At 49.2% G+C, this 14,994-nt stretch carries 16 protein-coding genes; 7 read left to right on the top strand and 9 right to left on the bottom strand.

The window, feature by feature from the left end:
• Positions 1–96: 96 nt before the first annotated feature.
• The 5 genes from ACG2E4_RS05955 to ACG2E4_RS05935 all read right to left on the bottom strand — a co-directional run bounded on the left by ACG2E4_RS05955 (position 97) and on the right by ACG2E4_RS05935 (position 3,951).
• On the bottom strand, positions 97–654 hold the full coding sequence (locus ACG2E4_RS05955) for a dihydrofolate reductase family protein (RefSeq protein WP_395275986.1): 558 nt from the start codon (positions 652–654) through the stop codon (positions 97–99).
• A 107-nt stretch (positions 655–761) separates the two neighbouring features.
• Positions 762–1,229, bottom strand: a complete 468-nt coding sequence (locus tag ACG2E4_RS05950; RefSeq protein WP_395258976.1) for a plastocyanin/azurin family copper-binding protein — start codon at positions 1,227–1,229, stop codon at positions 762–764.
• A gap of 127 nt (positions 1,230–1,356) precedes the next feature.
• Entirely contained in the window at positions 1,357–1,968 is a 612-nt protein-coding gene (locus ACG2E4_RS05945; protein WP_395258978.1) for an SCO family protein, read from the bottom strand.
• Entirely contained in the window at positions 1,965–2,771 is an 807-nt protein-coding gene (locus tag ACG2E4_RS05940; protein ID WP_395258980.1) for a formylglycine-generating enzyme family protein, read from the bottom strand. The genes ACG2E4_RS05945 and ACG2E4_RS05940 overlap by 4 nt, the downstream gene beginning before the upstream one ends.
• Positions 2,772–2,817: 46 nt before the next feature.
• Positions 2,818–3,951, bottom strand: a complete 1,134-nt coding sequence (locus tag ACG2E4_RS05935; protein ID WP_395258982.1) for a multicopper oxidase domain-containing protein — start codon at positions 3,949–3,951, stop codon at positions 2,818–2,820.
• 796 nt (positions 3,952–4,747) lie between these two features.
• On the opposite strand from ACG2E4_RS05935, the gene ACG2E4_RS05930 reads away from it, so the two are divergent.
• The 6 genes from ACG2E4_RS05930 (at position 4,748) to ACG2E4_RS05905 (ending at position 9,131) form a co-directional block, all read left to right on the top strand.
• On the top strand, positions 4,748–5,287 hold the full coding sequence (locus tag ACG2E4_RS05930) for a YceI family protein (protein WP_395275985.1): 540 nt from the start codon (positions 4,748–4,750) through the stop codon (positions 5,285–5,287).
• 125 nt (positions 5,288–5,412) lie between these two features.
• Positions 5,413–5,988, top strand: coding sequence for a Crp/Fnr family transcriptional regulator (locus tag ACG2E4_RS05925; RefSeq protein ID WP_395258986.1), 576 nt, complete (start codon positions 5,413–5,415; stop codon positions 5,986–5,988).
• Between the two features lie 313 nt (positions 5,989–6,301).
• Positions 6,302–6,967, top strand: a complete 666-nt coding sequence (locus ACG2E4_RS05920) for an NADPH-dependent F420 reductase (protein WP_395275984.1) — start codon at positions 6,302–6,304, stop codon at positions 6,965–6,967.
• Positions 6,968–7,010: 43 nt separating this feature from the next.
• Positions 7,011–7,865 (top strand): SDR family oxidoreductase, encoded by an 855-nt coding sequence (locus ACG2E4_RS05915; RefSeq protein WP_395275983.1) that lies wholly within the window; start codon positions 7,011–7,013, stop codon positions 7,863–7,865.
• A 26-nt stretch (positions 7,866–7,891) separates the two neighbouring features.
• Positions 7,892–8,383, top strand: a complete 492-nt coding sequence (locus ACG2E4_RS05910) for a VOC family protein (protein WP_395275982.1) — start codon at positions 7,892–7,894, stop codon at positions 8,381–8,383.
• Between the two features lie 7 nt (positions 8,384–8,390).
• Positions 8,391–9,131: a pirin family protein gene (locus ACG2E4_RS05905; RefSeq protein WP_395275981.1), complete on the top strand. Its 741-nt coding sequence runs from the start codon at positions 8,391–8,393 to the stop codon at positions 9,129–9,131.
• A 307-nt stretch (positions 9,132–9,438) separates the two neighbouring features.
• Here the strand turns inward: ACG2E4_RS05905 and ACG2E4_RS05900 are convergent, their stop codons facing one another.
• Together ACG2E4_RS05900 and ACG2E4_RS05895 are read right to left on the bottom strand one after the other, a co-directional pair.
• Positions 9,439–10,455: a homocysteine S-methyltransferase family protein gene (locus tag ACG2E4_RS05900; protein WP_395275980.1), complete on the bottom strand. Its 1,017-nt coding sequence runs from the start codon at positions 10,453–10,455 to the stop codon at positions 9,439–9,441.
• A 706-nt stretch (positions 10,456–11,161) separates the two neighbouring features.
• Positions 11,162–12,955: a hypothetical protein gene (locus ACG2E4_RS05895; protein WP_395275979.1), complete on the bottom strand. Its 1,794-nt coding sequence runs from the start codon at positions 12,953–12,955 to the stop codon at positions 11,162–11,164.
• A gap of 385 nt (positions 12,956–13,340) precedes the next feature.
• Between ACG2E4_RS05895 and ACG2E4_RS05890 the strand changes: the two genes are divergently transcribed.
• A complete protein-coding gene (locus ACG2E4_RS05890; protein WP_395275978.1) occupies positions 13,341–13,823 on the top strand; it encodes a hypothetical protein in 483 nt (160 codons plus the stop codon).
• 108 nt (positions 13,824–13,931) lie between these two features.
• Here ACG2E4_RS05890 and ACG2E4_RS05885 read toward each other — a convergent pair whose 3' ends face one another.
• Both ACG2E4_RS05885 and ACG2E4_RS05880 read right to left on the bottom strand, forming a co-directional pair.
• The gene (locus ACG2E4_RS05885; protein WP_395259002.1) at positions 13,932–14,285 is read right to left on the bottom strand and encodes a nuclear transport factor 2 family protein; all 354 of its coding nucleotides are present in this window, start codon (positions 14,283–14,285) and stop codon (positions 13,932–13,934) included.
• 100 nt (positions 14,286–14,385) lie between these two features.
• Positions 14,386–14,760 carry a VOC family protein gene (locus ACG2E4_RS05880; protein WP_395259004.1) on the bottom strand — a complete coding sequence of 125 codons (375 nt, stop codon included), beginning with the start codon at positions 14,758–14,760 and terminating at the stop codon, positions 14,386–14,388.
• Between the last annotated feature and the right edge of the window lie 234 nt (positions 14,761–14,994).

The following is a 14,994-nucleotide window of genomic DNA, read 5'->3' as shown; positions in this document are numbered from 1 at the left end:
GATATTGCGTGAAAACGGTAATAATCGCATGGATGAAGAATAGAACGCCCGTGTTAATTTCTGTACCCGATGAGGTATGCAGTATACAAGCCACTATTAATGGCGTTGAATGGTATCTGGAATTACGTTGTATTTGCTCTGGACGAATCCATTTTTAAAACTGCGGGTTGAAACATGTTCCAGTTTAATGTCATTTCCCACTGGTCCAAATAAAGGTATTCCACTGCCTATAATTACAGGTATTCTGGTGAGAATTATCTCTTGAATTAAACCAGCCTTTAAAAAATTTTGGATGGTTTTGCCACCATCGATATAAAAATGATGAAACCCTTCATTGGAAAATTGATCTACAATTTCTTGTGGTGAACCCGACATAATAACTACGGCCTCTGAGAGCTTCTCAGGTATCTTAAGGGACCGATTGGTTAAGACGATTACTTTTTTGGAATAGGGCCATTCTTCAAAGGTAAGTACTTTATCAAATGTATTTCGACCCATTATCAATGCATCCACGGTATCTATGAAATTTTGATATCCGTAGTCTTCATCCACTTCACTGGTTTCACCTCCGGTAAGCCAATCCAATTCACCATCTGTTCTGGCAATAAAGCCATCCACACTGGTTGCTATAAATACCGAGCATTTAGTGTTCATCCTGTTGAATATCATTTAATGCAATTCTAATAGAACCCACGTTAAATAACAAACAAAAAGAAGAGGCAGCTCATCTTGAACTGCCTCTTCCAACTAAGTGCCAGTATTTATCTGCTTGTCTGGGGAACCACCGTAAGCACGCCTTTCATACCGGCCATGTAGTGTCCGGGAAAGGTGCAGATATACTCATAGTCTCCGGGTTCCTCCGGTACCGTAAAGGTAACCTCCACGGTTTCTCCGCCACCGGCCAGCGCTGTTGCAGCTACAATATCGTCCTTGTATTCAGGAGCAACATATTCATTATCCCGTGCCTGCATCGAGGCCTGGGCCAGTGCATCCACGTCAGCATCTTTATCGACTACGACCACATTGTGCGCCATCGCCGTTTTTGGCATCTGGCTCTTGGTTTTAAACCGGATCGTGATCTCCTCCCCGGCCTCGGCTTCGATCGAGGTCACATCAAACTTCATGTTGTCGGTGCCCACGATATCTATTGTTCGCTGCGCCATGGCCGTTGAGACCGCCCCGGCAATGATGAGTGCTACTGCAAGCGTTAGTTTGGTTAGTGTTTTCATAATGGTTTCCTTGTTAGGTTTAGTGGTAGTTGTATGTGTTGGTTGCAAAATTGTGTGTCACTTCTAAATCTGTCGGTTATTCTTCGGACAACGAAAACAGTCATACCGGGATGAGTTCAGAAATCTTTCACTGCGATTTTCCTTCTTGTATGATGGCATTAATTTCAGAGGCCGCCTCATCCACCGGCTGGAATAATCCCTCCACGCGCCGGGCAATTCGTCCCTTTTTGTCCAGCACCGTAAGCAGATTGGAATGAGCAAAATGACCATCGCTTTTTTCGGCATACTGCACGCCCAGCATGGTGGCCAGGGTTCGCACGCTCGCGGCTTCGGACCGCATAAAATGCCAGCCGGGAATATTCAGCTGTTCCTTTTCGGCATACGCGCGGAGCACTTCCGGCGTGTCGTTTTCCACATCAAACGTTATGGCCAGCACCCGTACCGAATCCTGTTTCGTTCGGTCAACGGCGCTATAAAGTCGCCGGGCATCCTCAATCAGGACGGGACAGACCTGCGCGCAATTACCGTAAAACATGACCACAATAACCGGCTTCCCGGAAAAATCACGGAGCGAATATGTATCCCCGCGGTGATCGGTCCACTCCGCCTCCAGGTGATAAACCGAGTGTTCGGCGTTGATCTCCGTTGCACCCAGCTCATCCCCGTTCCCGTGATGGTGCTGGGCATGCAAGGCAGTTGTCAGCAACAGGGTAAACAGTATGAATATCAGCTTTTTCATCGCGAGCGCACCTTCGTTTTGGGATTTTCTTTAACATCATAGGCGCAGCGGAACCCCATGGTAGCCGTAGCGCTTTGGGGATTAAAACTCATCCGCGTGATATAGCGGACCGACGCCGCGTAGCTGTAGGCATCGCCGAGCTGCTGCATCCGTCCCACCGTCCCGCAATCCAGGGAGAGATTATCGGCCACGACCGGCTTAAAATCCTGCACCCATTCCATGATCAAACCGAACTGATCCCGTACCCCGTATCGGTTCACGATTCCGGTGGATCCCACCGCAGCGGTATTCCGGGTATCCACGCTCGAATACCAGCTCATCAGGCGGTTGGCGAATGCCCGGGCTTCGGCCGGAGAAGCAAACTCCACAAGCTGGGCCGAATACTCCCACTCGTTCAGCGTCGGCAGGCGCCCACCCGCCCACTGGCAGTAGGCCTGCGCGGCATACCACGAGACGTGCGTAACGGGGCTCCCCGGGTTATTCCCTTTATACTCGGGGGTGGGCAGCTCCCAGTGTGATAAATATCGTTGGTTTGCAAACACGGCGGGTATTTTTTCGGGCCGCCACTGCTCGTTTTCTCCCAGGAATTCTGCAAACTGCCTGTTTGTAACGGCGGTACTATCCATGTAGAAAGAATCGACGGTTACCGGCTCGCCCTTCACTTCAGGCAAAACCGAATGGAAAGAACCCGACGGAACCAGCACCTGGGCTGCCGCCCCGGCCACACCGGCCAGGCTGAGCAGGACTGCTGTATATACTCTCAGCAGAATGTTACCAGGTGCTATGTTCGCCAGGATGTTCATGTTAGTCGATGATATGTCGTTGGTTTTATAATGTATTTATTGATCATTATTTCTTGCGTGGACCCGCTTTCAGGGTGCCGGTAGCTCCTTTTTCGGCATCGGCGAACTCGTGGTCGATCAGGATATATTTTCCCTCTTCAGGGACGATAAACTCGATGGTAGCCGAGCTGGAGGCTCCCAGCAGTACCGTCTGCATGCCGCGCATCTCGTTGTATGGGTGACCTTCCAGCCATACGCGATCAAAAATGGCCCCGATTACATGGAAGCTGGAGGTACCGCTGGGACCGTTGTTTGAAAAGTGCAGGCGCACGCGGTCGCCGGCATTCGCCTTCAGGGGCTGATCGTGCAGGATCGTCTGGTGCCCGTTGAATACCACGTGGGAAGGATTACGGTTCTGGGCTCCCTCAAAATCATAGACAAACAGCTCTCCGGATCCCTTTTTCAGGTAGTATTCGGACTGTACAATTGCGTATTCACGGTCCACCTGCTCGTCGGTGGGATATCCCTCCTTCGGGGAAACAACCACCATTCCGTGCTGTCCCATCGCGGTGTGCATCAGCACACTGGGGGTGCCGCAGTGATATATATAGGAACCCGCATAATTGGCCACCCAGTCAAATTTGATCGATTCGCCCGGGGCAATGCTTCGCCACTTGTCATCCTTGGCTACCGTTCCGGCGTGAAAATCCATGGAGTGCGGCATCGGCATGGTGGCCGGCTGCGCTTTCATAAAATTGTTCTCTGCTACCTGTTGCATAAATGGGGCGCCCTCTTTGGTCGGCTCGGTAATGGTCACCTCTTCATCCGACCGGTTTTTCATGGTGAACGTGATGCGGTCCCCTTCTTTTACGTGAAGAACGGGTCCGGGCACCGTGCCACCAAACGTCCAGGCGCGATATTTGACCCCTTCGGCCACCTCAATTTCCTGGGCAATGATATCGATACGTACCTCATGATGCTTGTTGCCCTCGTAATCGAGCGGTTCCAGGTTAGGCAGCATCGACAGGTGTTCTCCGACGACGGGCGGACCGTCATAATCTTCGGTGAAGACTTCTGCTTCCGGCATGCCAAAGGTCATGCCATCCAGTTCGTATTCTTCTGTCTGGGCGTAGGCCATGTTGGACAGCCCAATGATTACCAATCCGAGTAAAAGGCGAAAACTGAGTGTTGGGACGTTCATAATAATGGAAGTTTTGATTTTATTATTTAAGACAATTTTATCTTTTATTGTTTACCTATACTACTTGCAATCCTCATGCCAGACAGTTCCAAATCCCAAAATTTTTATATAAAAAGACATTTAAGTCTCTTTTATGAGAACTGACCATACCGCCGGGTTATGCGGGACAAGGACTGCGAAGAGAATGATTGTATTTTTGCAATAATGGAAGTGGGCAGCTCTTGCAATTTTGCAATACCAGCACTCCCGGTGACAGAAACGGGAGAGGATTCTCTATAAAAGGGAGCAAAAAATCCAGGCAGAGAATGGAGAAGAACTCGTTGGTAAAAATGAGCTGCCCCCAAGCCCCTCTTGAGAAGAAAGATTTAGGAAGATGGGCCCGTGTACTCCATCCCTCCCCGAAATCCATAATCCTTCATCCCTAATCCCCACCCGCTCTTGCAATTCGTGAGTCGTCCGGCAAAATGTAGCGCAGCCGAAGTTTAGTTATTAGTGGATTGGTTATGCGTTATTTGTTGAACCAATAACGAATCCCCGCCGGTAATTTTCCAGGTTCGTTTTTTGATCATTGAAAAAATGAACTCGGAAAGATGATTAAGAACCCTGAAAAAGAGAAAGGGGATTCGTGACTTTATTAGGAAACTCCAAGTAATCGAGGAGGTGAATAAAAAGTGACTCTTCTAACACTTGTCTTGACATATATCAAGACCATTTCCTGCCAAATATCAATGGTGGGTACGGCGGCCTGCTGTATGTTAGGCATACATTAAATCGTTTAAAACAAACCAATATTACAATGAATACTGAAACTAAAACCTTGTGGACAATTGATCCCACGCATTCTGAAATTCAATTTAAAGTGAAGCACCTGGTGATTTCGACCGTTACCGGAAGCTTCAGTTCGTATGATGGAAAAATTGAAGCCGACGGTGACGATTTCGAAAATGCGAAAGCAACATTTACCGCTGACATCGACAGTATTTCAACAAACAACGAAGATCGTGACCAGCACTTGAAGTCCGACGATTTTTTTAATGCTGAACAGTATCCGCAGCTTATCTTTGAGTCCACAAACTTTGAGAAGGTCGGCGACGCTGAGTATAAAGTAACCGGCCAGCTGACCATCCGTGACGTCACCAAAGAGGTGGAGCTGGACGTCGTACACGGCGGAACCGTCGGCGATCCCTACGGAAACACCAAAGCCGGATTTGAAGTGACCGGAACGATTAACAGGAAAGAATTCGGCCTCACCTGGAGTGCCGTAACCGAAGCCGGAAACGTGGTTGTGGGTGACAAGATCGAACTGCAACTGAACGTTCAGTTTATCCAACATTGATGAGCGCAAAACAGCTCCTGTCGCATGCCAGGCGGATATCCTCATACAGGGTATCCGCTTTTTATTTCCTGAAATTTCCCTGTACATTTTCGGTTATCAATATTAACCATTGAGCTGACAACCCAATGTATGAGCAGTTAAAAGCAAGCATTCAGGAACATGTCACTCTATCCGATGAGGAGTGGAAACGATGTAAAAATAATTTTCGCCCCAAGCGGATGCTCAAACGGCAGTTTTTACTGCAGGAAGGTGATATTTGCCGTGAGCTGACGTTCGTGGAAAAGGGGGCTCTTTACTCTTATTCCGTAGATTCGAAAGGCAACCAGCACGTGCTGCGTTTTGCCTTTGACGGATGGTGGATTGCGGACCTGCAAAGCTTTTTTACGGGGGATCCCTCTACGCTAAATATTGAAATCCTTGAAGACAGCGAGCTGCTTGTCCTTGACCGGAAAAACCATGAAAAACTGTTGGAAGAAATGCCCGCCTACGAGCGATATCATCGTATCATCATACAGAACGCCTATATAGCCCTGCAGCAGCGCGTCGAAAATGCGTTGGGACTTACGGCCGAAGAAAAATATGCCCGTCTCATCCGGCATAATCCCGAGTTCATGAATAGAGTACCGCTGAACCTGGTGGCTTCCTACCTGGGAATGAGTCCCGAGACGCTGAGCCGGGTTCGCGGAAGTTTCAGCGGGTAATCTTTACTCCTCATACCTTCTTATTTAAAGGGAGCTTTGCAAAACCTGCCATTTTGTTGGGAGGTAGTTGAACTACCGACCTTGGTGACCTTTAACGGGAGTACAACTCCCTCAGAACGAGGAAGTAAGGGTTTTGTAAAGTCCTCTAAAAATGATCTTTGGAGATAACATCCACGTGTATTGAATTATATTTTCTTATTGGTTTGCCTCTTGATATATATCAAGAGTGATTCCTGACACATATCAATGACATGGGGGCGGCGGCAGGCTACCTTTGCAGTAACAAAATAAAACTGCAAGCAGAACAACCATTATGCCTATTACCAAACAAACCATTGCCATCATCGGAGCCGGTGGAACTATGGGCTCCGCCATTGCAAGAAGTATTTCAGGTGGCAACTACCGTCTGCTTCTTTTTGACCGAACACCCGGTCAACTGGGTTCGCTGACAGAAAAAATACAACAGGCTCATCCGGATGCTGATGTAAAACCCATAGACTGTGCCCACGAATGCAGCTGGGAGGCCGACATCATTGTTCTGGCCGTTCCGCACGGGGTCGAAAAAGAACTGGCCCACAAGATACGCGATGTGTCCACCCAGAAAATTGTGATCAGCATAGCCAATCCCGTAGATGAAGATTTCAGCAAGCTGACAACGGCACCGGACAGCAGTGCAGCTGAAGAACTGCAGCAGTGGCTCCCGCACTCCAAGGTTGTTAAAGCTTTTAACACGACCTTCGCCGCCGACTTTGAACAACCGGTCATCGGCGGCAGGCAGGCCGATGCCTTTATTGCGGGTAACGACGAGGAAGCCCTGGAAACCGTCACCGAACTGGTGGAAACAGCGGGATTCAACCCGATTATCGCCGGCGACCTCTCGGTGAGCGGCACACTCGAACGCATGCAACTGCTGCTTATGCAACTTACGAGCAGGAGCAAAGTCAACGGCCCGGCCAGCTGGAAAATACTACGCAACTAACTCACACCCAACCTTCAACATTTAACCTCCAACCTTCAACATCATGACACTCATAACCGGAGCAAACGGAGAATTAGGCTCACAAACCATTGATTTTTTACTCGAAAAAAATCCCGATGCGGATATCGCCGGACTCGTCCGAAGCGAAGAAAAAGGCGCTGAGCTAAAAGAGAAAGGCGTCGAAATTCAAATTGGCGATTATACCGATTATCCGTCGATCGAAAAAGCCGTCCAGGGAATCGATACGGTGCTTCTGATCTCTTCGAGCACCCTGGAAGGACGAACCCGGCAGCATAAAAATGTAATTGATGCCGCCAAGGAAGCAGGTGTGGAGCAGATTTTCTATACCAGTATTGTGGAGGCCGATAAGGAGTTGAGCCCGCTTTCGACCGATCACGCCGCAACGGAGAAGCTCATTAAAGATTCCGGCATTCCCTATACCATTTACCGCCATACGTTCTATATGGAATTTCTCCCGCTGTTCCTGGGCAATGCTTTGGACACCGGCCAATGGGCATTCCCATCCGACGGAAAGGCTATCAACCTGGCGCTGCGTTCAGAGATGGCCGAAGCCCTGGCCAACGGCCTCGCAGCTCCCCAAAAACATAAAAACAACAGTTACGAAATTACATCGGGACAAGCGTATACACTCAATGAAATTGCCGAAATGCTGAGCGAAGCCTCCGGCAAAGAGATCACCTATACAGATGTTTCGATCTCAGACTTTGAGCAAACGCTGGAAGAAATCGGATTACCCGAAGAGCAAATTGCCATGAGCGTGATGACGGCAACCACTTTTGTCAACGGTGCGCTGGATTTCACCTATGATGATATGGAGCAGCTGCTCGGGCGCAAGCCCACCGGACTCGATACCTATATTGAAAAATTTGTCGCATAATATTTACATCCCAAATTTACGCTGCTATGAATAAAGAATATACCACCCCGGGCGAAACCCGCATCGGGCACGTGCATTTGAAGGTATCCGATTTGGACCGGGCCCTGGAGTTTTACCGCGACCTGCTGGGGTTTGAACTGACGACCATGTACGGAGAAAACGCCGCCTTTCTTTCGGCCGGCGGGTACCATCATCACATTGGACTCAATACCTGGCACAGCAAAGGCGGTCAGCCCGCGCCACGAAGCAGTGCCGGTTTGTATCACACCGCCATTCTATATCCCACGCGGAAAGACCTGGCCGAAGTTCTTCAGCGGCTCATTGATAAAGACTATCCCATCAGCGGAGCCAGCGATCACGGAGTATCCGAGGCCATTTACCTGGACGATCCGGATGGCAACGGCGTGGAACTGTACCGCGACCGTCCCCGCGAGGAATGGGAATACACCGAAGACGGCTCGGTCAAGATGGTCACCAAACCCCTTGACGTGCGGGACCTATTAAAAGAACTGGAGTAAATATATCATGATTCATATCGCCAGATCCGAAAAGAGACACAAGGTAAGCCGGGGGACGTTTACCTCCAGCTTTTTACCACTCGGCCGAGCCATAACAGATTCCAGCGATCACGGCATTGCCCAAATCGGGCGGCTGGAACACGCCATGCTGGAAGCCGGCGCCCGGGTGCCGATGCACCTGCATCAGAACGAGGAAATTTTGTCGTACCTGCGCAAAGGCACCATGCATCACAAAGACAGCGACGGTAACGACATCCCCATTCACAACAAGCACCTGATGCTGATGAATGCCGGCAGTGGTATTCACCACGAAGAAGGCGTCCGAGAGGGCGATGAAACCGTAGAGATGCTGCAGATATTTATCCGTCCCAAAGCGGATGCCCTGGAGCCGAAGGTCCAGTTTTACGAACCCGACAAGATCTACAGCCATAACCAGTGGCGGCTGCTTGCTGGCCACGACCGTTCGAAGGCTCCAATGCTATTCAGAAGTGAGGTGGTATTTTATGATCTGCGTCTGGAAAATGGAAACTCTATACAGACTCCCGTACTGCATGGCCATACCGCCTTCATGTACCTGTTTGGCGGGTCAATAACATTGGAAGATTCCGGCGATACGGTAAAGGAAGGCGATCAAATAATCGTAAAAAATAAACAGTTGACCCTGAAAGCCAACGAGGATTCGGATATTGTCTTTTTTGTGCTGGATGAATCTGCACCTTTTAGCCGGAATGGATTATATACAAAATGACGTGTTGTAGGACCAAAATTCAACTGGGTATTTCTTTAATTACCCGTTTACTAGTGAAATGAATCAAAAAAACGTAAACCAATTTTGAGCTACCTGTTGGAATACCGGCACTACCCATTTCCCTTTGAAGCCGGAAGAACACATGCAATTTCGGTGGCAGTCCCATGCACCCGTGCATCGGTCCCACACTACCTGTACAGAATGCAGCAGAATAATATCAGGTTTATGGGATATGCGGCTGAACAATAGCCCGGAACAGGGCAACCACCTTCTGTGGGATAGAGTTCAGCCGCACGCAGTGTAGCCGTTAATTTAAATGTTGATACTCGGCAACGGCTTCACGGCATTTTGCGGGGTCATCGTGAAACAGCACCTCGCAAATTTTCGCAATATGACTGTAATCGGTGCCGCAGCAGCCGCCCACCACCTGCAAGTTGGGCAGCAGGTGACTCAGCTCATGATAACCCGACGCCAGCAGGCAACGGTCCCCGCTGTCCAGGGTCTCCGATTCGTCCAGTTCAGCGTGACTCTTCAGGGAGGCGTTGGCCCTGATTGCTCCAACCCGGCTGATCCAGTCGCCTCCTTCCCTGAACACGTGTTTAAAGTGTTCGGTATGAGAACAGTTGATCATGAAGAATGTAGCATACCCGTCGGTTTCGTTATCGGTTTTCTCAATCGCCTCCCGCAGCGTGCTGCCGCTGGGCAGTCGGCCGTCGGTCTCCGTGGTAAAAGAGATCACCACCGGAATGTTGAATTCGCGTGCAGCCAGCACTATACCAATCGCTTCATCGGCATAATTCAGGGTGAACGCACTGACCAGGTCGGCGTCGGCAAGGGCAAAGGTTTTGATCTGCTCGCTGTGGTAGGCGCGGGCCTCCCGGGGTGTCATCATCTGATCCACAAAATATCCGTCTCCCCTCGGACCGAGGTTTCCGCTGACAAGCGTTTTTTCGGCCGGGATCCGGTGTTCTTCGATCAGTTCACGCAAAAAGCGAACCGAATAGCTGTTGATCGCATTCATTTCAGCGATAGAATAACCGAGCTTAAACGCCCAGTCGGGGCTGGCTCTCCACGTTGGCGTTTCCGCGACAAAGTGGTAGTCGTACTGAACGGCCAGGTCGAGAAAGGGGATGAAATATCTTCTCATCTCCTCCCGCCCCTCTTCGTTATTGAGCAGCTCAAAGGCAGCAAAATGATTCAGCTCGACGCCGCGTTTAAAAACCAATATTGATTCCATGCCGCCATCGGCAAGGTACATCGCCTCCCCGAAGGGATTCGGACAGTTCCGTTCTTTATTTGGTCGTTCCAGGGTTGTTGTTTTCATAGTGCTAATGATTCCCATTTTATTTACTTCATGATGTTGTTTGTGTGGTAACCAGCCGGTGATCTGGACCCTGTGGTCTCTTTTGGGCTGGTACTTGTACTGCGTAAGTCCGGGCCTTACGATGTGAGGGGCTTGTAAGGTGTGCTATCCGGCCTGTTGCTCGCGGCCTGAACTTCTTGCTGACAGGGGCTCGATTTTACTGCTTCTGTGATGGTACAGAGTACGGGTAGGCTTTGGTAGCATCACCGACATTGATGAGACGGCGGCCATTCTTCGTACTGCTTCTCTCCTGCCTTTTCGCTGCAGAAGTAGTCCTTACCGACGACCCTAGCCTGGATTTACCTCCACCAGGAAATTTGTTCTTCAGGAAGGCAAAGGGAAAATGGCCGTGCAGACGTACCGTTGTACGTTGAGCAGGTGATGTTCCCTTTAACGCAGCAGAAGGGCGAACCTCGCAGCGTTTTACACCCTGTCAAATTAAAAGGTCGGTAAAAAATGAGGTAAGATACTGCCTGCCATCAGGGTACATGATTTTTGCATACATTATCGTGAGAAATACGGGCTAGAACTGAATGGAAAGTGCCGTTGTTGAATCACAACCTTAGTGATAACCCTATTGGCGTTCTGTCAGAAAAAGACAAAAATCCAGGGCTTGGCAGTCTGTGTATTTAAGGAAGTTCCGTTTCAACCGGTATTTCTCCTGGTTTCAGATGATCTCCCAGTCGACCTGCGTTTCCGGTTTATAGATACAGAAGGTCCCCGTCTTTATGGAGTTGGAGAGGTGCTTGCCCAGAGACGGATGCTCCTGCTCAATTTTGGAGATGGCACTGCGAATACGCCAGGTAACGGCCGATCGGGCTCTCTCCACCGTATTCCCCGCTTTGCGAATATTCCCTCTCAGGCCCAGTGCCCCCGACAGGTGCTCTACCAGTTGTTCGTACTCTTTTTGTGCAGCTTCCGCCCGTGCAAAATCGTGGCAGGCTTCGGCTTCTTCGATCTCTTCCCGGAGATTTTCTATTTCCCTCCGGTATTCTGATTTTGCCTTTTCATCAATCACCTCTTCCCCGTCAGACAGTACGGCTGTTCCCATAAGCTCCGTACAGTGCACGGGCGTACCGGCGCAGCCAACCAGCCGGCGGATATCAGAAAACCCCTTGACAGCCGAAAGCTGTATCGTTCGCCCTCCAAAAGAAAACTTCCAGTAGTCGACGGACTCCTCCATCCTGTTTATTCTATGTGAAACAGGAGTGGGCATTTCCGGTTTTTGAGGACGGAACGTCTCCCCCGTGACGTGCTTCCAAAACTGTTCCAGGCGGGTTCCCTCTTTATAGGGGTTTATTTTGCTCATCCATTCGAACGCCTCCGTGAGATCGGCTTTGACCCCGTGATTTACGACATCGGCATAGCACTGCAGGAACTCTTCCAGGCACTGATTCATTTTTTCCTGGTCTCCCAGCTCGTACCAGGCGGCCGCGCAATAGGCCTTAAAATCAACGTACGGATTTCCCCGGGTGCGTTTAATCAGCGACATCGCTTCCTCAACTCTGCCCAAATCGTAGAGGATTAAAGCCCCGATGGGAAAATAGGTCTGATCTCCCGCCGGATTCAACCGCAACGCCTTTTGGTACAGGCGGTAGGCCTCTTTACCGTATCCCAGGTACAGGAAGCAGGGGGCGATTTGTATCAGGCTTTCCGGGTCGTTGCTGTTGAGGCGCAGTGATTTCCGAAGGAAATACTCGGCCGTTTCATACGCCCGCTGGTACAGGAAAACCCGCCCCAGTACGTAAGCGGCTACGTAATCCTGTTCATCCAGTTCAATCGCTTTTTGTGCCCATTCGAAAGCCCCGTTTTGGCTTAGTTCCCAGCGGTCCCACAGCTGGCAGCTCCATTCATTAAAATAGGTCAGCGACATGCCCGAATAGGCCCGGGCGTATTCCGGATCGATTTCGATGGCGTGTCGAAAATATTCGCGGGCTTTCAGATCGCTTTCCAGTGATCCCTTTTTCAATTCCTCCAGTCCATAAAGCCAGCATTCATAGGCTTTGAGGTGCGTTCTTTTTTTGCTTCTTAGTGAGGCGAGAAGATTGCGGTTCAACTGCAACTGGAGCGTTGAGACCAGCTCCAGCAACACATGCTCCTGAATACTGATCAGTTCCTCATAATCTCCCGAAAACCGGTCAGCCCACACCAGGTGAAGCGACCGGCTGTCCACCAGCTGAATGTTGATGCGGATCTGCCGATCCTGGTGACGAAATGTGCCACGGACAAAAAAGTTGGTGTTCAGTTGGTGAAACTTTGCTTCATCTGAATCCTGATCCAGCCCCATATCCCGCACCGAATCATACGAAATAATCTGGAACTGGCGGAACCGCGAGAGCTCGGTGATCAAATCCAGGGAGAACGATTTGCAGAAGATCTCCAGCTCACTGCCGGTTGACAGGTTTTCAAAAGGTAATATGGCCAGTGTTACCGGCGTATGCCTGTTATCTGAACCTTCCATCGTTGTAATTGTTATCCATCGATAAAAGTAAAAAAATCAGTAATTTATTTGTCAATAAATTTTCAAGTCACCTTTACGATTCCCGGGTGATATTGTTTTTTAACTGACAAGCACCGCATTTTGACCGATTTTATCATTTCTTTCGGCGTTCAAGAATTGACAAGGAGATAGGTCCTGGGGTTTTGTAAAACCCTCGAAAAACCTACTTCTCATTTACCATCAAATAAATGTCTAGAATTTCAACTCACTCTCCGAAAAGCTCGATTTTCACCCGCATTCCGGACCAGGTGTCGGTTCAAGAAACAAGACCATTAATTGCAGAAAAATTATTTTTTCACTGGATCGATATACATTAATTGCAAACATAAAAACCGAAGCCATGCGAATGAAACGAATCCATTTTTTAGCAGCCGAATTGTTCAGCTACAGCTACGATAATTACAGGAATCATCTCGGTATCGGGAATGTACGTTTTGACAAACTCATGCCCGAAGGTGCCGCGTTATTAGAACGGGCCGAGAAAGAGGGATGGTCTGACGAGCAGATCGCCGCCGAGTCCGATTTTAAGCTTGAACAGGTTCCCTACTGGAGGGAAAAAATCAGGGAAGCACTGGCTGTTGTCGATGCGGAATCTCCCGCGCAGCTATTTCTCAGGGGCGTTCGGGCTTCGGTTGAACACGCTCTCAGTGAAGGGCTGGATGATGAAAAAAGCGTGAATAACCTGGTCGGACAAATCTGCTACCGCGCGGCCGACCTCAGCTGCGTTCTCAAGCAGGAGGATGAGCCCCTGTGGAAATATTCGGCAGAACTTCGCTCCCGGGCCGATGATATTTCCGACCTCGATCATGATTTCAATTTTGACGAGTAACCAATTGCATTTGGCAGAAGGGGGAGTTGCAAAACGTATTGAAATGTATAACCAGAGATCTTGCCCCCCTACATAACTATTTGTGTAATACGGGTTAACGCTCTGCCCTCAAGTTTTAACCGCTATCACATATGAAGTCATCTCCGTAATCCTGGGATTCTTGAATCCGCTGAACTTGTATACATCACAAAAAGCATACCTCTCCCCGCCTGCTGTTTTCATCTCCCCGTTCACCGATGCTGCCTTGCCGTGGGTAATGATATGATGAATCGTCAGCTCCATCGGCTCGTCGGCTTGCATCTCCTTCAGCGCTTTGGCGAACGCCTCTTTTCCTTCCACGATCATATCGCCCACAATTTCCCAGCGAATCGTATCCGTAACGTGCTCGATGATAAAATCCAAATCATTGCGGGCAAAGGCCTCATTAATCTCCTCGAGCAGCTTCTGGTTTTTTGTTTTCATGATATCGTTATTTGAATATTCAGATTTTGAGTTTTAAAGGGCTTTGAAAAATCCAGGGGTTTTGCAAAGGTCTCTTTTAGTCTTTCCAGCGACCTATAGATTACCCGGCCCTCTCATCCACTTCGAAAAGACCAAACGTATTTCCTTCGGTATCCACAAAATAGCCCTGCCAGCCGGTTTTTGGAATCGGGAATTTCGGCATGGCGATTTCCCCACCCAAATTCTGAATCTGTTCGGAAACAGCATCAAAATTATCCACTTCAAAAGAACAGACGAAGGCATTGGTTCCGCATTCGGGTGGCGGAGTCTCGGATGGACGTTTTAACATTCCCCCCGCCATTCCGCCGGTCTCAATTCTCAGATATTCTACAGGCGCGTGTGGGTTTTCCTGAAATTCCCATCCAAAAATTTCACGGTAAAAATCGGATGCTCGTTCCAAATCATCGGCTTGTATTTCAAAATAGAGGTGATTCACAGCGTTGGTAAATATTTAATTTCTGGTGAATTTTTATCTGATACTAACCTGAATCTTCCATACCAGGATATTTCCTGCCAACAAGGCGGCGGGAAATGGTCGTGCAAACGTGCCCTGGTTCGTTAACCCGGATTATTCACCAAGAAATTTGGGTGTGCACGAGGCGAAGGAAACATGACCGCGGAATAGTACAGGTGTACAGTGAGCACCTCATGTTTACTTCAACGAAGTGCA

It is taken from the genome of Halalkalibaculum sp. DA384, assembly GCF_043951955.1.
Taxonomy (GTDB): domain Bacteria; phylum Bacteroidota; class Rhodothermia; order Balneolales; family Balneolaceae; genus JAMQKA01.
This window is presented reverse-complemented; position numbering and strand designations above follow the sequence as displayed.